The following is a 17,992-nucleotide window of genomic DNA, read 5'->3' on the forward strand; positions in this document are numbered from 1 at the left end:
GACGAGGCACGAGGCTGCGACAGGTTGCGAAGCGACCTCCAGACGGCGGTCCTGCGGCCCGCATCGCAGCCTCGTGCCTCGTCAGCGGCTACATGTTTAGAACTTGTAGCTCACCGCTGTTTGTACTGTGCCCTGGTTCACATCGCCCAGTTCTTTAACGATGCTGCTGTCGGCCGCCGAGCCGACCAGGCGTATCCAGCTCGCGCTGGCCACCAGCGACCAATGTTGCGCCAGCGGGAATTCAAAGTTCTGGGTCAGGGTGACATTCTGGAAACCGCCGCTGGCGTTGTACCGCGCAATGCCCGACGCCTGCGCCTCACTGGCATCGACCCCAAAGAAGGTCGACATTTGCCGGCCATCGGCAAAGTGCGCTGACAATTGGCTGCTGCCAATAATCCCGAAGCCCAGCGGGTAGCCCAACTCGCCGCCCACCTGGCCCAATACGCCGCCCTGCCCGCCAGCGGCGCCCACCGCCTGGCCCACCTGCACATATAGACGCCAGAAGTCAGCCGGGCTGTATTGAACGAAGCCGCCGAGTTGAGCCATGTCAGACACATCGCGCAAGCCGCGCAGCGAACCGTTGGCATTACGCCCCGGCAAATAGTTGATGAATGGCCCCGCCGTCCAGCCATTGGCGTTGAGCGCGTTCCAGGTCAGGCCGTCGTCGGTGTCCAGGCTGAAATCGCCCCAGTCCACATCGAAATACGGCAGCGGCACTGTCTGATAGCGGCTGCCACTCGGGTCGTAGGGCTGATAGCCCACTCCTGCGCCCACTTCTCCACTGGGGCCATCGGCCGCGTGCGCACCGGCGCTCAGCAAGGTGAACAGCACAAAAGCAGACAAAGGCGTTTTCATAAAACGGGTTCCATAGAAATTCATGCGCGCATCAATCGCTTTTTTGGCCGATCGACGCAAGCACTGATGTTGTTTGTAGCGAGCTACAAAAATTGTAGCTCCACAACGCCAATTTGCTCGCACCCGCCGCCAAGACCCGCGCCCGCTGGGCTTTGGCAAGTTGGCACAGTCAATGCAATTACCTGTTTATGCGCAAACAGCGCCTCTCCTCAACAGGACAATGCAGATGATGCAATGGCATATCGTGTGTGATTTCGACGGGACCATTACCCGCACCGACGTCATCGACAACATTCTTCAACGCTTCGCTGACCCTAGCTGGGAGACGATCGAAGAACAATGGGTGCAAGGTGAAATCGGTTCGCGTGAATGCCTGAGCCGCCAGCTGTCGCTGGTCAAAGCCTCGCCAGCCGAATTGCTGGCTTACTTCGATACGGTGGAGATTGACCCGGACTTCCCGGACTTCGTTGATCACGTCATCAGCCTAGGCGCGACCCTGGAAGTGGTCAGCGACGGCATCGAACAAGGCATTGCGCGCATCTTGGCACGCAACTACGTAACCCTGTTGCCGATCCTCGCCAACCGCTTGCGTCAGGTTGACCAGAACAGCTGGCGCATTGACTTCCCTTACTCCAGCGACGCCTGCCGCGCCGCCTCGGGCAACTGCAAATGCAAGTCCACGCCCGGCGGCAAACGCGTGCTGGTGATTGGCGATGGCCGTTCCGATATGTGCGTGGCCTCGACCGCCGACTTCGTGTTTGCCAAAGACAGCCTGGCCGACCACTGCGAGCGCAACGGCATCCCGTACGCACGCTTCGACTCTTTCGCTGAACTCCCGGCCTTGCTCGCCAAATTGCCAAGCAACGCCGCTAACGCCCCTCATTACTCTCGTGACCAGCAGGAACTCTTCAATCATGTCTGATATTCGAATCGCTACCGCTGAAGACCAGATTCTTCTAGAAAAAGAAGCCAAGTACTGCTCGTATGGCGATACCGTTCACTACATCGAGCCACCACGTATTTTCAGCCGCTGCGAAGGCTCCTACGTTTGGGACACCGAAGACCAGGCTTACCTCGACCTGCAAATGTGGTACTCGGCGGTTAACTTCGGTTACGCCAACCCACGCCTGAACAACGCGCTGAAACAACAGATCGATACCCTGCCGCAGATCGCCAGCCAATACCTGCACAAAGGCAAGATCGAGCTGTCGGAACGCATCGCCGTCGACGCCAAAAACAAGTTCGGCCTCGACGGTCGCGTGCACTTCAACGTCGGCGGTTCGCAGTCCATCGAAGACTCCCTCAAAGTGGTGCGTAACGCCAGCAACGGCAAAAGCCTGATGTTCGCCTTCGAAGGCGGCTACCACGGCCGTACCCTGGGCGCGTCCTCGATCACCTCGAGCTACCGCTACCGTCGCCGCTACGGTCACTTCGGTGAGCGTGCCAACTTCATCCCGTTCCCGTACCACTTCCGCGGCCCTAAAGGCATGACCAAAGAAGAATACGGCAGCCACTGCGTACAGCAATTCGCCCGTCTGTTCGAAACTGAATACAACGGCGTGTGGGACCCGAAAGTCGGTCAAAGCGAATACGCGGCGTTCTACGTCGAGCCGATCCAGGGCACCGGCGGCTACGTGATTCCACCGATGAACTTCTACCGCGAACTCAAGCAAGTGCTGGATCAACACGGCATCTTGATGGTGGTCGACGAAATCCAGATGGGCTTCTGGCGTACCGGCAAGCTGTGGTCGATCGAACACTTTGACGTCAAACCTGACGTGATCGTCTTCGGCAAGGCACTGACCAACGGCCTGAACCCGCTGGGCGGCATCTGGGCCCGTGAAGAGCTGATCAACCCTAAGGTATTCCCGCCAGGTTCGACTCACTCCACCTTCGCCTCCAACCCGCTGGGCACCGCCGTGGGCCTGGAAATGTTCAAAATGACCAGCGAAGTCGACTACGGCGCGATGGTCATGGCCAAGGGCAAATACTTCCTGGAAGGCCTGCAAGAGCTGCAAAAACGCTACCCGATCATCGGCGACGTCGACGGTCTGGGCCTGGCCCTGCGCTGCGAAATCTGCGGCCCGGACGGCTTCACGCCAGACAAGGCAACCCTGGACTACATGGTTGAAGAAGGTATGAAGGGCGACATCGAAATCGACGGCAAGCGTCTGGGTCTGATTCTGGACGTGGGCGGCTACTACAAAAACGTCATCACCCTGGCCCCGTCGCTGGAAATCAGCTACGAAGAAATCGACCTGGGCCTGGCCCTGCTCGACCGCCTGCTGCACCGGGCGATGAAACGGTGAACGCGTCAGAGATCGATCTGGGCGAAGGCGACGCCGGTTTCGTTCTCGGCACAGGTGAGGTCGGGATCCTGTTGATCCACGGCCTCACCGGCACCCCGACGGAACTCCGTCGGGTGGCCCAGGGCCTGGCCAAAGACGGTACGTGCACGGTGTACGTACCGACCCTGGCCGGGCACTGCGGTGACAACAGCGACCTGCAAGCCACCGGCTGGCAAGACTGGTACGAAGGCGTGCGCAAAACCTTCGCCGGCATTCGCCAACGTCACCAGCAGGTGTTCGTTGGCGGCTTGTCGATGGGCGCCGTGATGTCGATGTACGTGGCCTCCGAACACCCCGGACAGGTCGCCGGTTTACTGATGTATTCCACCACCTTGCGTTACGACGGCTGGAGCATCAACAAGCTGGCTTTTCTGACCCCGCTGCTGATGGCAATTCCGGGCGGTGTGCACCTGTGCAGCTTTGAAGAAAAACCGCCTTACGGCATCAAGAACGAGCGCTTGCGGGCGATTGTCGAGCGCCAGATGAAAGCCGGCGAAAGCAGCAATGCCGGGTTGCTGACGATGGAAGGCGTGACCGTGCGCGAACTGCACCGGATGAACGCTGTGGTGAAAAAACGCATGCCGTTGATCACCACGCCTGCGCTGGTGCTGCACTCCATCGAAGACGACATCACCAGCCGCTGGAACGCCGATTACGTGGAGCGCCACTTGGGCGGCCAAGTGACCAAAGTGTTGCTCGACAACTGCTACCACATGATCACCGTCGACCTGCAATACCGCCGCGTGATCGAGTTGAGTGCCGCCTTCGTAAAAAAGAACAGCAACGTCACCGCGCAACCGATTGAGTATTTGCAACAAGCCTGACCCCAAGGACGCCTCATGATTACTGCCCACGCCTTTTCATCACTCCAGGCCATCGAGCGCGAGGCCTGGAATGACTGTTTCCCAGATGCTCTGGAGGATTGGGACTACATCATGGCGGTCGAAAAAGCCGGCATCGAGGGCTTCGAATGGCGTTACCTGACGCTGTTCGAAGGCTCGACCTTGATTGCAGCGGCCACCGCATTCACCACCCGCTATCGGCTCGACACCACGGTTCAAGGCATCGGTAAACGCTTTACCGAGCAATTGAATCGCGTGATGCCCGGGTTGATGCACTTACACTTGTATGCCATCGGCTCGCCGGTGACAGAACAATGCAGCGCGGGCACGGCCAGCCACATTGCCGCCTCCGAACGCCCCGCCCTGCTCGCCCAACTCCTTAAGCTGGCCCACAGCGACGCCGCCCAACTGGGCATCGGCCTGATTGCCGTGAAAGACGTGCCCAGTAACGACAATGACTGGGCGCACAGCTGCAAGGCGGCGGGTTTTCAATCCATGCCCAGCCTGCCCAGCGCCATGCTCCCGGTGCCCTATGGCTCGGTCGACAGCTACCTCGGCTCTCTGGGTAAATCGACGCGTAAAGACATGCGCCGCAAGCTGCGGGCGCCAGAACCGCGGGTGGAATGGCGCAACAATATCGACGACGTCTTGCCCGAGGTCATGCGCTTGTACGAAGCCACCCTCGAACGCAGTGATTTGCAATTTGAACGCTTACCGCCTGCTTATTTCACCGGTATTCTCGAGCAATTGGGTGACCGGGCGCTGTGCGTGTTGTATTGGGTCGACGACCACCTGGTCGCCTTCAACCTGGTGCTGATCGACGAGCATCGGTTGATCGACAAGTTTTTTGGGCATGACCTGGCACTCAGCCGCGAGTACAACTTGTATTTCAGGAGTTGGGTAGTGAATGTCGACTACTGTATTCGCAACAACATTGCCTTATACGAATGTGGTCAGGCAGGCTATGCCAGCAAGATTCGCCTGGGTTGCACGTTTCAGAACAACACCCTGTTCTTCCGCCATCGCAACCGCTTGATCAATGGCGTGCTCAAACTGGTCAAACTGTTCATCCGCCCAGACCGCCACGACCCTGCTCTGGCTGCCGCGATAAGCGAGACATAATGCCCATCACGCCTGAATCCTCGCGCAAACCCCAGCCCTTCAAAGTGTCGCGCTGGACGGTGCAGCGCAAACTGGTACTGGCTTTTTGGCTGGTCAGCGTCGTACCGACCATGATTGCCGCAGAATTGGCCGCCACCACCCTGTCGCAGATTTTCGACAGTAACGTGCGGGTCTGGCTGCAGGAGTCGACCAAAATCGTCAAAGACGAAATCAGCGAGATCCTTCAGGACAACGCCCGCGTCGCCAAGTTGTTCCAGCAATACACCCACCCGCCGTCTTCCAACAAAGCCATTCGCCACGACAAACTCACCGCCGACATCGCCGACGCGATGGGCATTGACGTGGTGGCCTTGATTCGCACAAGCGACCATAAAGTGGTGTTCAGCACCGCCAGCGACAACATCGTCGACCAGATCAGCCTGGCCCCCAACGCCGTCTTGCAGACCATCAATGTCGGCGGCGTACCGACCGGCACCGTGGTGTCGACGTTTCCTACCGCTCAAGACGGCGAGGACTTCCAACTGCTGGTGGCGACCTTCATGGACAGCAGCTTCCTGACCAGCGTGGCGGATGTGCACTCCCTCGACCTGCGCCTGTACCTGTCCAATGCCAATGGCTTTGCCGAGATTTTCTCCAGCCAGCATTTTGATGAACACAAGCCCACGCTCTCCCACAGCATCGAGAAAACCCTGCGTGAGACCAAGCTGCCCAGCGAACAATTCACCAGCCGCTACAGCGGTCTGTACTGGCCCATCCTTAACGACAACGGCGAGTTGCAAGGCGTGATCTACAGCGGCCTGCTGCGCCATTCCAGCCTCGTCGGACTGGTCAATCAGACCAACCTGTTTGCGCTGATTTTTCTGCTCGGTTCGCTGCTGTCACTGACCGTCGGCTGGCTGGTATCAGAGCGCCTGACGCGGCCGCTGCGCGCCTTGTCCGAAGGCGTGCGCGCAGTGACGGCGGGGGATTACAACCAGCGCGTCGCGGTCTCAGGGCACGATGAGCTGGCCGAGTTGAGCAGCACCTTCAACCACATGACTGCGCGCCTGGGCGAGTTACAACACCTCGAAGGCCAACTGCGTCGGCGCGACCGCCTGCATGCCCTGGGCGAAGTGGCCATGGGCCTGGCACACGAGATCCGCAACCCGCTGGGCATCATTAAAACCGCCACCCAGTTGCTGCACCGCCGGGCCGACCTGGGCGAGACCGACAAGCGCCATCTGGAATACGTGGTCAGTGAAGTCACGCGCATCAACGAACTCATTACCGAGTTCCTCGACTTCGCCAAACCCAGCGCCCCGGTGCGCTCGCAGCAACTGGCGCGGCCATTGGTCGAAGACATCCTGGGCTTCTGCGAGCCCGAGCTGAAGAGCCACAAGATCGAGGCCCAGATCGACGATCAGGCCCCCGGTGCGACTCTGTATGCCGATGCCCGGCAGTTGAAACAGGCGTGCCTGAATTTGATCATCAATGCCATTGACGCCATGCCGGACGGTGGCTACCTGACCTTGCGCATTGCGCAGGACGACAACGGCGATACCGTGTTGAGCATTATCGATACAGGCCAAGGTATTGAAGCTGACATGATCGAACGCATTTTCACCCCATTTGTTACCACCAAAGCCTCGGGCACCGGCTTGGGCTTGCCCAAAGTCTTTTCGATCCTGGAAAACCATGACGGCCGTGTTGAATGCCTCAGCGAAAAAGACGCTGGTACCACCTTCAACTTGTATATTCCGGCCCACGGAGGGGATGAGTCATGAGCCATAACGTACTGGTAGTCGACGATGAGCCCAAACTCTGTGACCTGCTCAGCTCGGCGCTGACCCAGAACGACGTTCACGTGTTCACCGCTGGCAACGGCCTGCAAGCCCTGGCCATTCTTGAGCAGGAAGACATTGACCTGGTGATCAGCGACTGGCGCATGCCCGGCATGGACGGCCCGCAGTTACTGGCCGAGGTCAAAGTGCGCTACCCGCAGTTGCCGGTGATCGTGATGACCGCCTACAGCACGGTGAAAAACGCCGTACAGTCGATGCGTAACGGTGCCTACGACTACATCGCCAAACCCTTCGACATCGACGAGCTCGACATCACCGTCAGCAAAGCCCTGCAGTTTCGCGACATCGTGCGCGACAACGCGCGCATGCGCGCCGAACTCGACGAACACCAGCACATAGACAGCCTGGTGGGTGAAAGCCCGAGTTTTCGTCGAGTCCTGCAAGCCATCGACTCGGTGCGCGACAGCAACGCCACCATCTTGCTGACCGGCGAAAGCGGCACCGGAAAAGAAATGGTCGCCCGCGCCATCCATCGGCATGGCAGCCGAGCAGACAAGCCCTTTGTCGCGGTCAACTGTGCGGCCATTCCTGAAGGGCTGCTGGAAAGCGAGATGTTTGGCCATCGCAAAGGCGCTTTTACGGGCGCGGTGGCCGATCGCGTCGGGCGCTTTATGCAGGCCGACAAAGGCACGTTGTTTCTCGATGAAGTAGGCGACATGCCGTTGGCCTTGCAAGCCAAGATTTTGCGCGCGTTGCAAGAACGGGTGATTGAACCCGTAGGCGACCCGCGGGAACGTAAAGTAGACGTGCGGGTGATTGCCGCGACCAACAAAAACCTGCTGGAAGCCGTGGCCAACAAAGAGTTTCGCGAAGACTTGTACTACCGCTTGAACGTCTTCCCGATCCCGCTGCCCGCCTTGCGCGAGCGCGTTGAAGACATCGGCCCGCTGGCGCGGCACTTTGCCCACAACCTGGGTGCAACCGCAGGTAAACGGATCAGCGGTTTTAGCCCGAGCGCCTTGCAAGCAATGACGCAATACAACTGGCCGGGGAACATTCGCGAACTGCAAAACTGCGTGGAACGCGCCACCATCGTGGCCCAGAGCAGCACCATCGAAGACAGCGATTTACCGCCTTACCTGTTCAGTGCCCAGCCGCTGCAGAACAGCAGTTTGCTGACCCCTGAAGTCTGCGTGCCGCCTGACCTCGAAGCCGCCCTGGCCGAGGTTGAAAAGACCTACATCCTGGCCGCCTTACAACAAGCCCAAGGCGTGCAGGCAGCGGCCGCGCAATTGATCGGGATTTCAGAGCGCAGCTTTTGGTATCGCCTGAAAAAGCTTGATATTCATGTCGACAAGATTGTCAGGTAAGCGCATGACCTCGCGATCTTTTAATTTTTGAAAGATCGCGAGACAAGCTCGCTCCTACAGGGTAGCCAGTTCAACCATCGACACCCACGGCAACATGAGACAAACTCAACGCTTTCGTGTTGATCATCAAGTTTACTCATGGAGTCACCGTGCTGGAAATTCGTCACCTCAAAACCCTGCACGCTTTACGCGAGTCCGACAGCCTGGTTGAAGCGGCCGAGCGCCTGCACCTGACTCAATCGGCGCTGTCTCATCAATTCAAAGAATTGGAAGAGCGCATGGGCATGCCGCTCTTTGTGCGCAAGACCAAACCCGTGCGGTTCACCAGCGGCGGGTTGCGCCTGCTGCAACTGGCTGACGCCATGCTGCCATTGCTGCGTGCGGCTGAACGCGATATCACGCGGCTGGTGGGCGGCACCGCCGGGCGCTTGCACATGGCGATTGAATGCCACAGTTGCTTCCAGTGGCTGATGCCCACCATCGACCAGTTCCGCGATGCCTGGCCTGAGGTTGAACTCGATCTGGCGTCGGGCTTTGCTTTCGCGCCTTTGCCCGCGTTGGCACGGGGTGATCTGGACCTGGTGGTGACATCTGACCCGCAAGAAATCGCCGGGCTGACTTACGTGCCGCTGTTTACCTACGAAGCCATGTTGGCAGTGGCCAACCAACATCCGTTGGCCAGCAAGCCGTTTATCGTGCCGGAAGACCTGAGCACAGAAATCCTCATCACCTACCCGGTGGAGCGAGACCGCCTCGACATCTTCACCCGCTTCCTTGAGCCTGCGGATATTGAACCGGCGCACGTGCGGACATCTGAATTGACGGTGATGATGATGCAGTTAGTGGCCAGTGGCCGAGGCGTGTGCGGAATGCCTCATTGGGCGCTGCATGAATACAGCTCACGGGGCTATGTGCAGGCCAAGCGCCTGGGTGAGAAAGGCTTGTTCGCCACGCTGTATGCCGCCGTGCGCACCGACATGCTGGATGCGCCCTACATGCGCGACTTCTTGCTGACCGCAAAAGACACGTCGTTCTCGACGCTGGATGGCGTAAGCGCAGTGAAATAAAGCACCGCTCCTGCCGTTATTCCTCGGGCGTCGTCAGACGCCGCATATGCACCCGGTCGTAATAGTCGTCGCCCACCCGAATCGCACTGTCTTCCAGCCCCGATTGCTCAAAACCACAACGCCGATACAGTGCCAGCGCCGCCGTGCTGCTGGCACTCACGGTCAGTTCAACCGCTTTGATATCAGGTTCTTGTTCGGCCAGCGACAGCACCGCCTGCACCAGTTGCTCGCCCACCCCTTGCCCGCGAAAGGCGTGGGGTACGTACAGGCCAAACAACGTGGCTTTGTGCTGCGCGTCTTCCCAGGGCTCAAACGCCAATCCAATAATGCCCACCAGTTGCGCGTCAATAAAAGCACCAAACAGGGCGCTTAACTCGTCATCCAATTGCCCTTCCCACCAGCTCAGCGGCAATTTCTCACGGTCAGCAATACCAGACACAAAGGCCTCAGGGTGCAGCGAGTACGCCTCCAGCATCAACTGGCGATAAGCCTTGGCGTAGGAGGGATCAAGCAGTTCAATAGCCATTACGGTGGGTCCCAATCAAACGGTTTTACGTTGCTCCAACAGCAGCCTGATCGCCAGCCCCGCCAATACAAAACCCATCACAAAACGTTGCGCGATCAACCACGTGGGGTTACGCGCAAACCACACGGCGATACCGGAAGCAAACAAAGCGATCAGCAGGTTAACGCTGAAGCTGACAGTGATTTGAGTAAAGCCCAGCACCAGGCTCTGGATAAACACCGAGCCATGCTCAGGGGTGATGAATTGCGGGAATATCGAGAGGTAAAACATCGCCACTTTGGGGTTCAGCACACTGGTCATAAACCCCATCAGCATCAGCTTTGGCGTTGAGTCCGGCGCCAGGTCACGCGCTTCGAACGGCGAGCGCGCCCCAGGTTTCAAGGCTTGCCAGGCCATCCACAACAGGTACAGCGCGCCTGCCCATTTCAATGCCTCATACGCCATCGGCACGGCCAGAAAAACGGCTGTCAGCCCCGCTGCCGCAGCAAACATATGCACGAAGAAACCGGCCACTACGCCGACCAGGGAAGTGATCCCTGCTTTACGCCCCTGACAGATCGAACGTGAAATCAGGTAAATCATGTTCGGCCCAGGCGTCAGCACCATCAGCAAACAGGCCGCAGCAAAAATCAGCAGGTCATGAGCAGGAATCATGGGCAATCCTTGGGTGTGATATCAGGCCAGCGATTGGCGATAAAACGGCAGGATCAGGTCACGTGTCAAGGGCGCCAGAACCAGATCGCCATCGGTTGCCGGATCAATCCAGCGCACCTCTTCAATCTCGGCGGCCGGGGTAACCGGCTCGTCGATGGTGACCTGGAACAACTCGGCCTCCACGGTATATCCCGGCTCGTTGACGGCTGCTGCCGAAAAGTTACCCAGGTACACGGCGTCCGTGGGCTCGATGATCAGCCCAAGTTCCTCGTGCAGCTCACGGGCCAAGGCCTCGGCAGGCTGCTCGCCTGCATCAATCTTGCCGCCGGGTTGCATGAAAGCCTGTGTGCCGCGCTTGCGTACGAGCAGGGTCTGGCCATTGGGCTCGATCAATAAAGCAGCAGCAATACGGATGGTTTTGGACATGAAAAAAGGCGCCTTGAACACAAAGGCGGCAAGGATCACACGAGTCTCAAGTCGACCACAACCGATGCATTGTCGAGCGCTGTATTCAACACACTGAACCGCCTCCTGACTGACTGCGGTGTTCTTTTCGTCAGGCGCAATGGACTACTTTCTCGACTTCTCTTTCAATCTGCGCCCCTTTTGCAATTTCAGCGGTGCGAAGGTCGTAAGCTGTTTGCAGATTCAGCCAAAATTGCGCCGACGTGTCCAAGGCGATAGCCAGGCGCAACGCCACATCTGCGCTAATGCCACGACGCATCAATACAATTTCATTCACTGTCGGTGCAGAAACCCGTAAGGCTCGCGCCAGTGCAGCGGCTGTCAGGCCAAGCGGATCCAGATACTCCTCCTTGAGAATTTCCCCGGGATGTATGGGCCGCATGCCGTTTTTAAACATGATTCACCTCAGTGGTAGTCCACAATTTCGACATTTTCCGCGCCGTTGGGGCCCCAAAAAAACAGATCCGATACTGACCGTTGATTCGAATACTGTATTGGCCTTCTCTATCCCCATACAGTGGCTCTAACCTGTTTCCAGGTGGCGAGCGCAAATCGGCGAGTTCAAGGGCAGCGTCCAGCATGGTCAGTTTTCGCTCAACCACCGAAGCTATTGCGAGCCACCGTCGGGTTCGGCCGGTCTCAAAAAAGATTCTGGTGTCTGCGCATCTGAAGCTTTTTATCATAATTTAACGCTTAACGTTATTCGTTAATAATCACTGTACTCTTAATCCCCCAACACTCGATGTACGAAAAGTCGACCCGCGACAGACGGTCCGCGTAAATAGCAGCCATAAAAAAGGGCCGCCTCATCATCTGAGACGGCCCTGAGGTAAATCAGCTGGCCTGATTACGCTTCGGCTTTTTTGCCTGAGCCAAAGGTAGCGAAGCGTTTGTTGAACCCGGCGATCCGACCTTCGGACTGGGTCTTGCGCTGCTGGCCGGTGTACACCGGGTGGGAAGCGCTGGACACGTCAAGGGCCACGTAAGGGTAGGTGTTGCCGTCGCTGTGGGTGTGGCTGCGATCGGTGTCGACCGTGGAGCCAATCAGGAAGAAAACGTCAGCGGCGGTGTCGTGAAACAGTACGGTGCGGTAGTCGGGATGGATACCAGGTCTCATAAAGCCTCCGGGGCGTCTGGGTGTTTTTGATGTGTTATACAGTAACACAGCAAATTCACCCAAACGAGAACCGATTGCAATAAGGTTAGACCCAAGGCTTATCAGGACGCTTCCTGAAAGTCCATTTCCGGGGGTTGCCTGGAGAAGCCGCGGGTCAGGAAACCCAGGTAGATACAGCCAATCACCAACCAGGTCAGGCCCAGGTAGATGGCCAGGTGGTCAAGGCTGATCATCAGCCACAGGTCTGCCAGCAGGCCGATGGTCGGGAACACCAGGAACAGCACGACTTCACGCAGGCCACGATTTTTGCCGCCGATCCAGTAGTGGAAGATCACCGACAGGTTCACCAGGGTGAACGCCAGGAACGCGCCGAAGTTGATGAACGACGTCGAGGTGGTCACGTCCAGTTTCAGCGCCAGCAGGGCAACCACAGCGCACAGCAGAATGCTGTTCACCGGCGTGCCGTATTTGGCGTGCAGGGTGCCGAAGAACGACTTGGGCAATACACCGTCACGGCCCATCGCAAACAGCAGGCGCGAACCACTGGCCTGAGCCGACAGGCCCGAGGCAAATTGGCCGACGATCAAACCAATCATGAAGACCGAGACGAACAGGTCGCCACCGATGTTACGGGCAATCTCGTAAGCCGCCGAGTCGACGTCCGCGAACTGGAACGACGGGTGAGCGATCTGCACGAAGTACGACACGCCGACAAAGATCAGCCCGCCGATCAAGGTGATCAGCATGATTGCCCGTGGAATGGTTCGACGTGCGTCACGAGTTTCTTCAGTGAGGGTACTCACCGCATCAAAACCCAGGAACGAATAGCAGGCGATGGCCGCACCGCTCATGATCAACGGCATTTGCATCTGGCCATTGAAGAACGGTTCGATGGTCCACAACGGCTTGCTCGCGTCACCGCCGATGTAATGCACACACAGCGCCACAAACGCGATCAGCACCAATGCTTGCACCAACATCAGCAAGGCGTTGACGCCGTTGGCCAGCTTGAGGCCAACGATGTTGATCAGGCTGGTGATGCCAATAAAGGCCAAGACCCAAATCCACTGCGGCACCGCAGGGAACGCCGAGTGCAGGTACGCAGCGCCAATCAGCCAGATGGCCATTGGCAAGAACAGGTAGTCGAGCAGCACCGCCCAACCGGCAATGAAGCCAAGCTTGGGGCTAATGGCCTTGCGCACATAGGTGTAAGCGGAACCGGCCACCGGGAAGGCCGAAGCCATATGCCCGTAACTCATGGCGGTGAAGAACATCGCCACCAGGGCGGCCAGGTACGCGGCCGGCACCATGCCGCCGGTGGATTGCGCCAGGATGCCGAACGTGCCGAGCACGATGATCGGTGTCATATAGGCGATGCCAAACAGCACCACCGACCCTAGCGACAGGGTGCGTTGCAAACGAGCCATGGGTGAATCTCCGCGCGATTATTGGTTTTATGGCAGAACTGAAAGTCGGTGAAGCTGATTTTTTTTATGGTCGAGCCTTCCCGCGCACAGCGCAGGAAGGTCGCCTTGGACGCTCCGCGTCCCAATTACGCTGGGATCAACAGTTCCCGTGTCCCGTCAGCGCGCTCGATTACCTCACCCGGTAATTTCAAGCGCTGGTCGTCCAGGTAGCGGTAGTCCTTGCGAGCCGCTTTCAATTGCGCCAGATCCAGCTCTACGCGGAATTGGCCTTCTTCACGCCCTGCTTCAAACAGCAGCGTGCCGAATGGGTCCACCAGGGCGCTGCCGCCCGCGAACAATAACCCGCCATCGCCCTCTTCCACCCGGTTGACCATCAGCGCGAACGCCTGGTTTTCCTGGGCGCGGGCCATGATTGAGGTGCGGTGCGTTGGACCGTACGGGTCCATGTTGCCGTTGGTGACGATGAGCAGTTCGGTGCCCAGTTGCGCCAGGGCACGGGCGCTTTCCGGGAACTCGATGTCGTAGCAGATCAGCAGGCCGACGCGCACGCCGTTCCACACGCAGGTGCTGTAGCGGTCGCCAGCGTTGAATACGCCACGGTCCGAGGCCCACAGGTGGGTCTTGCGATAACGCAAGGCCACGCCTTCGGGGGTGATCATCAGCGTGGTGTTGTAGAATTTGCCGTCGTCGTTTTCGGCCATGCCGATGACCACGGCAATGTTGCGCGCTTGAGCCGCCTGGATAATGGCCTGCACAGTCGGGCCGTCGATAGACTCGGCAACCGCTGCTACTGTTTCGGCAGAGGGGAAACCCATCAGGTGCGTTTCCGGGAACACGATCAACTGTGTGTCGGCCGCGCACGCTGCAATGGACGCAAGGGCCCGTTCAAGGTTGTAGGCGGTACCGTTGTCACGGCCTGCCAATTGAGCAAATTCGACCTTCATGGGTATTCCCGTTCTTTTATAAGTGTTCTCGTTGGCGCAGTATGCTTAGCCACAACCTGCCAGGGAATCACGCGGCGGGGGTAACCCGATAGGGGTAGATTGATGACCATGTCGCTTGAAGACATCGCCTGGCACCGTTCAGTTGGGCAAATGATAGACGCTCTGGACCAGGCCAACTTCTGGACTCAACTGGTACGCCTGCTGGAGCACTACGTGCCGTTTGACAGTTGGGTGGTGCTGCTGTTCAGCAGCGAGCACAAACCGCTGGTATTTGCCGAATGCCCGGGCCAGGACGGCAGCCCCGACCAGTTGTTTCAGGACTACCTCAACGGCCTTTACCTGCTTGACCCGTTCTACATCGCCAGCCGCGAACATTCGCGCACCGGCTTGCTGCGCCTGGCCGAAGTGGCGCCGGAGCATTTCGAACTCACCGAGTACTACCAGCGCTACTTTCGACTGAACGTGGTAGCCGATGAGATCCAGTTCAACAGCCACCAGCCGGACGGCCGTACCTTGTGCCTGTCACTGGGCTCGCGCCAGCGTTTTGACCGCGAACAGATCGCCCTGCTGTCGCTGATCCAGCCTTGGGTGCTGAGCCTGCTGCGCCAGCGTCTACCCTACGAACTCAAGCAAGTAAGTACGCCCGAGCCACCCGAGCTCAACGACGAATGGGGCACGCACCTGACCGCCCGCGAACTGGATGTGGGCCGCTTGATGCTCAGCGGCTGCTCCAGCAAAGAGATTGCCCGCAAGCTGGATATCTCGGTAGAAACCGTGAAAGTTCATAAGAAGCACATCTACCGCAAGCTGGGCATCAAGTCGCAATCAGAGCTGTTCTCGATCTTTTTACAGGCTCAAAGGGACCAGGGCGCCCCCCATCCCGTCTCTTGAATGACGGGACCGGCCAATCAAGTGGCTCAGAGCATGTGCCCTGCCCACATCTTGCGACTTACCAGATCGGCGGCAATCTCGATAAAGGTATCGCCTACCCATTTTGCAGCCGGGCTGACGCGCCTGTCCGCAGGAAACACCTGGACCAGTTTACGCATGGGGACAGGGTCGACCAAAGGTGCGGCACTGAGCACGCCGGACTCGATCTGTGCGTGAATCGAAGCTAATGGCAAAGCGGTCAAACCAAAGCCATGGCGGACCAGATCGATCATCGCGCCGAAAGAGTCAGCTTCAACGCTCGTTTTTAGCTTGATGGCGACTTCACGCGCGCAGTTATCCAGAATGACGCGAAGACTGTGTCGGGCACTGGGCAACACCAATGGTTTCCCTCCCAGAGACTCGAATGACACTGGCGTATCCATGCGCAGATTGGCGCTGGCGGGCCCCACCAATAGCAGGTTTTCCATCATCACCGGCATGATCCGCAGCGTATGCAGAGGTTGCGGGTCATAAGAAATCGCCAGCTCCAACTCCCCACGTTGCACCCAATCGAGCAGGTGACCGCTGTAGGCAGAAGAGAACCTGATACCGAGATCTGGGTGTTGTTCTTTGACTTTTCGAACCAGCGGGACCGTGGCGATTTCCGCGACGGTCGGCGTAGTGCCGATGATGACGGTGCCCCGAAATGAAGACTTCCCACCGGCAACCGAACTTCGTATTGACTCCATTTCCTCCATGATTCGTGTGGCATGCGCCAACACTTCGCGGCCAGCATCGGTGATTTCCATTCCCCGCCCGTGCCGATCAAACAAATAAGTGCCGAGTTCTTTTTCCAGCAATCGAATTTGTCGGCTGAGGGCCGGCTGTGCGATGTGAAGCCGGTCAGAGGCCTTGCTAAGGCTACCCAGTTCGGCAACATGAATCAGGGTCTTGAGTTGAACGACATCCATTACCAGGCCAGTCAAATTCAGGCTCGGCGCGACATGCGGCGAAGACACCTCAGTGTACCCGCAATGCTGCCAGGGGGAAGGCGCCAGGCCGCCGGTGCATTGGCCCTGAAGACGTGCGGGCAGGCTTTGCACCAAGGCTCTCAGGGGGCTGAGGGCAAGCTATAGCATTTCGGCCTATCAGTTAGACCTTGCGACTGTGGAGACTACCGTGTGGGCCCGGCAAACCACACAGACGGCGACCAACGATACAAAACGGGCATATCTCAAAGACAAAAGCGGTAGTCGCCGTTGGGTTCCAGCACTCCCAGAATGGCTGAAAACACAAAAACAGCACTGCTCGGGAGATGGGTATGTCAACAGAAGCAGAACACACCGTGGGGCAAGAGTGGCAGGAAGAAGTCTTTCGCGTGCTCAAGGCCCACAACGTCAAACACGTGGTCTTCGTCCCGGATGCGGGGCATTCAGCCGCCATCCGCATGGCTTATGCAGACCCCGACATCAAGGCCGTCGTGCTTACTACTGAAGAAGAAGGCATCGGCTACCTCGCTGGCGCCTGGCTGGGAGGGGAGCGTGGCGCGCTCTTGATGCAGTCCAGTGGCGTCGGAAACTGCATCAATACACTGGCGCTTCAAGTGTGCGCCGGTTTCCCGCTGTTGATGGTCGTCACCCTGCGCGGCGACTGGGCTGAATTCAACGCGTGGCAGAACCCTATGGGCCAGGCCACCGAAGCTTCACTGAAGCTGATGAACGTCATGACCTGGCGCGCGGACGTCCCGCAAGACGTAGCGCCACTGCTTCACGGTGCCGCAACCATGGCATTCAACGGCGATAGCGCGACGGCTCTGCTGCTTGGTCAACGCCTGATTGGAGAAAAGAAATGGGTCAAGTAAGCGCAAACCACACGCTGTGCCGCCGCGAAGTCGTTAAACACCTGTTGGCCGACCGCAAGGACCTTTTGGTCGTCACCGGCCTGGGCTCAGCGGCTTATGACGTCATGGCCGCAGGCGACCATGATCTGAATTATTACCTGTGGGCGGCGATGGGCAGTGCCATCACCGTTGGCCTGGGCCTGGCCAATGCTCAGCCTGACAAGTCGGTGGTGGTGGTCACGGGTGATGGTGAGTTGCTGATGGGCTTCGGCGCCCTGGCCACCGCCGCCCTTCAGAAACCCGCCAACCTGACCATTGCGGTGCTGGATAACGGCCACTTTGGCGAGACCGGCATGCAGGTCAGTCATGCGGGTTTTGGTATTGCCCTGGACCAGGTCGCGAAGACCTGCGGCTTCAGCTGGACCGATGAAATCCGTGACATGCAAGGCGTGCACAACCTGCGCGAGCGTGTCGCCACGCGCGACGGCATCAAGCTGGCGACCATCAAGATCAAAGCTGAAAACCCGCCACGCGTGCTGCCACCGCGTGATGGTCACTACATCAAAAATCGCTTTCGTGCGGGGCTAGGCTTCAAGCCGATCTGACCATTGCATGCCGTGGACGCGCAGGGCAGTTGTCATGGGCGGCACGTTGAGGCAATCCAGAGGCTTTTTACGATTTTTTCGCAGGCACAACAGGCGCATGGCACACCCCGGACAGACTAAGCTCAGGGCTCTTCAGCCCGGCCGCAGAGCCCTTAGTCC

At 58.4% G+C, this 17,992-nt stretch carries 19 protein-coding genes and 1 pseudogene; 10 read left to right on the forward strand and 10 right to left on the reverse strand.

Annotated elements, in window-relative coordinates; all coding sequences use genetic code 11:
- Positions 1-96: 96 nt before the first annotated feature.
- The gene (locus tag QMX84_RS13670; RefSeq protein WP_282364027.1) at positions 97-855 is read right to left on the reverse strand and encodes a MipA/OmpV family protein; all 759 of its coding nucleotides are present in this window, start codon (positions 853-855) and stop codon (positions 97-99) included.
- 226 nt (positions 856-1,081) lie between these two features.
- Here QMX84_RS13670 and QMX84_RS13675 point away from each other — a divergent pair, with 226 nt between their 5' ends.
- The 7 genes from QMX84_RS13675 to metR all read left to right on the forward strand — a co-directional run bounded on the left by QMX84_RS13675 (position 1,082) and on the right by metR (position 9,385).
- Positions 1,082-1,777: an MtnX-like HAD-IB family phosphatase gene (locus QMX84_RS13675; RefSeq protein WP_282364028.1), complete on the forward strand. Its 696-nt coding sequence runs from the start codon at positions 1,082-1,084 to the stop codon at positions 1,775-1,777.
- The gene (locus QMX84_RS13680) at positions 1,770-3,164 is read left to right on the forward strand and encodes an aminotransferase class III-fold pyridoxal phosphate-dependent enzyme (RefSeq protein ID WP_153327219.1); all 1,395 of its coding nucleotides are present in this window, start codon (positions 1,770-1,772) and stop codon (positions 3,162-3,164) included. Before QMX84_RS13675 ends, QMX84_RS13680 begins: the two co-directional genes overlap by 8 nt.
- Positions 3,161-4,027: an alpha/beta fold hydrolase gene (locus tag QMX84_RS13685; protein ID WP_282364029.1), complete on the forward strand. Its 867-nt coding sequence runs from the start codon at positions 3,161-3,163 to the stop codon at positions 4,025-4,027. The genes QMX84_RS13680 and QMX84_RS13685 overlap by 4 nt, the downstream gene beginning before the upstream one ends.
- 15 nt (positions 4,028-4,042) lie before the next feature.
- Positions 4,043-5,167 carry a GNAT family N-acetyltransferase gene (locus QMX84_RS13690; RefSeq protein WP_282364030.1) on the forward strand — a complete coding sequence of 375 codons (1,125 nt, stop codon included), beginning with the start codon at positions 4,043-4,045 and terminating at the stop codon, positions 5,165-5,167.
- Positions 5,167-6,930 (forward strand): HAMP domain-containing sensor histidine kinase, encoded by a 1,764-nt coding sequence (locus QMX84_RS13695; protein ID WP_282364031.1) that lies wholly within the window; start codon positions 5,167-5,169, stop codon positions 6,928-6,930. Before QMX84_RS13690 ends, QMX84_RS13695 begins: the two co-directional genes overlap by 1 nt.
- Positions 6,927-8,318 carry a sigma-54 dependent transcriptional regulator gene (locus QMX84_RS13700; protein ID WP_282364032.1) on the forward strand — a complete coding sequence of 464 codons (1,392 nt, stop codon included), beginning with the start codon at positions 6,927-6,929 and terminating at the stop codon, positions 8,316-8,318. Before QMX84_RS13695 ends, QMX84_RS13700 begins: the two co-directional genes overlap by 4 nt.
- Positions 8,319-8,467: 149 nt before the next feature.
- Positions 8,468-9,385: a transcriptional regulator MetR gene (gene metR, locus QMX84_RS13705; RefSeq protein WP_048385979.1), complete on the forward strand. Its 918-nt coding sequence runs from the start codon at positions 8,468-8,470 to the stop codon at positions 9,383-9,385.
- 16 nt (positions 9,386-9,401) lie between these two features.
- Here metR and QMX84_RS13710 read toward each other — a convergent pair whose 3' ends face one another.
- The 8 genes and pseudogenes from QMX84_RS13710 to QMX84_RS13745 form a co-directional block, all read right to left on the reverse strand.
- Positions 9,402-9,911 carry a GNAT family N-acetyltransferase gene (locus QMX84_RS13710; protein ID WP_123751453.1) on the reverse strand — a complete coding sequence of 170 codons (510 nt, stop codon included), beginning with the start codon at positions 9,909-9,911 and terminating at the stop codon, positions 9,402-9,404.
- A gap of 15 nt (positions 9,912-9,926) precedes the next feature.
- A complete protein-coding gene (locus QMX84_RS13715; RefSeq protein WP_048367000.1) occupies positions 9,927-10,565 on the reverse strand; it encodes a LysE family translocator in 639 nt (212 codons plus the stop codon).
- A 21-nt stretch (positions 10,566-10,586) separates the two neighbouring features.
- The gene (locus QMX84_RS13720) at positions 10,587-10,991 is read right to left on the reverse strand and encodes an NUDIX domain-containing protein (protein ID WP_282364033.1); all 405 of its coding nucleotides are present in this window, start codon (positions 10,989-10,991) and stop codon (positions 10,587-10,589) included.
- Positions 10,992-11,121: 130 nt separating this feature from the next.
- Positions 11,122-11,427 (reverse strand): HigA family addiction module antitoxin, encoded by a 306-nt coding sequence (locus QMX84_RS13725; RefSeq protein WP_048367001.1) that lies wholly within the window; start codon positions 11,425-11,427, stop codon positions 11,122-11,124.
- Positions 11,428-11,435: 8 nt separating this feature from the next.
- Positions 11,436-11,713, reverse strand: a pseudogene (locus QMX84_RS13730) (type II toxin-antitoxin system RelE/ParE family toxin).
- Positions 11,714-11,877: 164 nt separating this feature from the next.
- Positions 11,878-12,147, reverse strand: a complete 270-nt coding sequence (locus QMX84_RS13735) for a type B 50S ribosomal protein L31 (RefSeq protein ID WP_048367004.1) — start codon at positions 12,145-12,147, stop codon at positions 11,878-11,880.
- Between the two features lie 101 nt (positions 12,148-12,248).
- The gene (locus tag QMX84_RS13740) at positions 12,249-13,574 is read right to left on the reverse strand and encodes an APC family permease (protein WP_282364034.1); all 1,326 of its coding nucleotides are present in this window, start codon (positions 13,572-13,574) and stop codon (positions 12,249-12,251) included.
- Positions 13,575-13,699: 125 nt separating this feature from the next.
- Positions 13,700-14,518: a carbon-nitrogen hydrolase family protein gene (locus tag QMX84_RS13745; RefSeq protein ID WP_282364035.1), complete on the reverse strand. Its 819-nt coding sequence runs from the start codon at positions 14,516-14,518 to the stop codon at positions 13,700-13,702.
- 102 nt (positions 14,519-14,620) lie between these two features.
- Here QMX84_RS13745 and QMX84_RS13750 point away from each other — a divergent pair, with 102 nt between their 5' ends.
- Positions 14,621-15,409 carry a LuxR C-terminal-related transcriptional regulator gene (locus tag QMX84_RS13750; protein WP_262124897.1) on the forward strand — a complete coding sequence of 263 codons (789 nt, stop codon included), beginning with the start codon at positions 14,621-14,623 and terminating at the stop codon, positions 15,407-15,409.
- 26 nt (positions 15,410-15,435) lie between these two features.
- Here the strand turns inward: QMX84_RS13750 and QMX84_RS13755 are convergent, their stop codons facing one another.
- Positions 15,436-16,359, reverse strand: a complete 924-nt coding sequence (locus QMX84_RS13755; protein ID WP_262124948.1) for a LysR substrate-binding domain-containing protein — start codon at positions 16,357-16,359, stop codon at positions 15,436-15,438.
- A gap of 350 nt (positions 16,360-16,709) precedes the next feature.
- Between QMX84_RS13755 and QMX84_RS13760 the strand changes: the two genes are divergently transcribed.
- Both QMX84_RS13760 and QMX84_RS13765 read left to right on the forward strand, forming a co-directional pair.
- Entirely contained in the window at positions 16,710-17,249 is a 540-nt protein-coding gene (locus tag QMX84_RS13760) for a thiamine pyrophosphate-binding protein (protein ID WP_153327245.1), read from the forward strand.
- Positions 17,237-17,833 (forward strand): thiamine pyrophosphate-dependent enzyme, encoded by a 597-nt coding sequence (locus QMX84_RS13765; RefSeq protein ID WP_262124900.1) that lies wholly within the window; start codon positions 17,237-17,239, stop codon positions 17,831-17,833. The genes QMX84_RS13760 and QMX84_RS13765 overlap by 13 nt, the downstream gene beginning before the upstream one ends.
- Positions 17,834-17,992 lie beyond the last annotated feature (159 nt).

It is taken from the genome of Pseudomonas sp. PS01297, from assembly GCF_029959305.1.
GTDB lineage: Bacteria > Pseudomonadota > Gammaproteobacteria > Pseudomonadales > Pseudomonadaceae > Aquipseudomonas > Aquipseudomonas helleri.

Excerpts from the sequence above, each read along its gene's own strand:
- QMX84_RS13670 (WP_282364027.1), bottom strand. The coding sequence starts at position 855 with ATGAAAACGCCTTTGTCTGCTTTTGTGCTGTTCACCTTGCTGAGCGCC.
- QMX84_RS13675 (WP_282364028.1), top strand. The coding sequence starts at position 1,082 with ATGATGCAATGGCATATCGTGTGTGATTTCGACGGGACCATTACCCGC.
- QMX84_RS13680 (WP_153327219.1), top strand. The coding sequence starts at position 1,770 with ATGTCTGATATTCGAATCGCTACCGCTGAAGACCAGATTCTTCTAGAA.
- QMX84_RS13690 (WP_282364030.1), top strand. The coding sequence starts at position 4,043 with ATGATTACTGCCCACGCCTTTTCATCACTCCAGGCCATCGAGCGCGAG.
- QMX84_RS13695 (WP_282364031.1), top strand. The coding sequence starts at position 5,167 with ATGCCCATCACGCCTGAATCCTCGCGCAAACCCCAGCCCTTCAAAGTG.
- QMX84_RS13700 (WP_282364032.1), top strand. The coding sequence starts at position 6,927 with ATGAGCCATAACGTACTGGTAGTCGACGATGAGCCCAAACTCTGTGAC.
- QMX84_RS13710 (WP_123751453.1), bottom strand. The coding sequence starts at position 9,911 with ATGGCTATTGAACTGCTTGATCCCTCCTACGCCAAGGCTTATCGCCAG.
- QMX84_RS13715 (WP_048367000.1), bottom strand. The coding sequence starts at position 10,565 with ATGATTCCTGCTCATGACCTGCTGATTTTTGCTGCGGCCTGTTTGCTG.
- QMX84_RS13720 (WP_282364033.1), bottom strand. The coding sequence starts at position 10,991 with ATGTCCAAAACCATCCGTATTGCTGCTGCTTTATTGATCGAGCCCAAT.
- QMX84_RS13725 (WP_048367001.1), bottom strand. The coding sequence starts at position 11,427 with ATGTTTAAAAACGGCATGCGGCCCATACATCCCGGGGAAATTCTCAAG.
- QMX84_RS13735 (WP_048367004.1), bottom strand. The coding sequence starts at position 12,147 with ATGAGACCTGGTATCCATCCCGACTACCGCACCGTACTGTTTCACGAC.
- QMX84_RS13740 (WP_282364034.1), bottom strand. The coding sequence starts at position 13,574 with ATGGCTCGTTTGCAACGCACCCTGTCGCTAGGGTCGGTGGTGCTGTTT.
- QMX84_RS13745 (WP_282364035.1), bottom strand. The coding sequence starts at position 14,518 with ATGAAGGTCGAATTTGCTCAATTGGCAGGCCGTGACAACGGTACCGCC.
- QMX84_RS13750 (WP_262124897.1), top strand. The coding sequence starts at position 14,621 with ATGACCATGTCGCTTGAAGACATCGCCTGGCACCGTTCAGTTGGGCAA.
- QMX84_RS13755 (WP_262124948.1), bottom strand. The coding sequence starts at position 16,359 with ATGGATGTCGTTCAACTCAAGACCCTGATTCATGTTGCCGAACTGGGT.
- QMX84_RS13760 (WP_153327245.1), top strand. The coding sequence starts at position 16,710 with ATGTCAACAGAAGCAGAACACACCGTGGGGCAAGAGTGGCAGGAAGAA.
- QMX84_RS13765 (WP_262124900.1), top strand. The coding sequence starts at position 17,237 with ATGGGTCAAGTAAGCGCAAACCACACGCTGTGCCGCCGCGAAGTCGTT.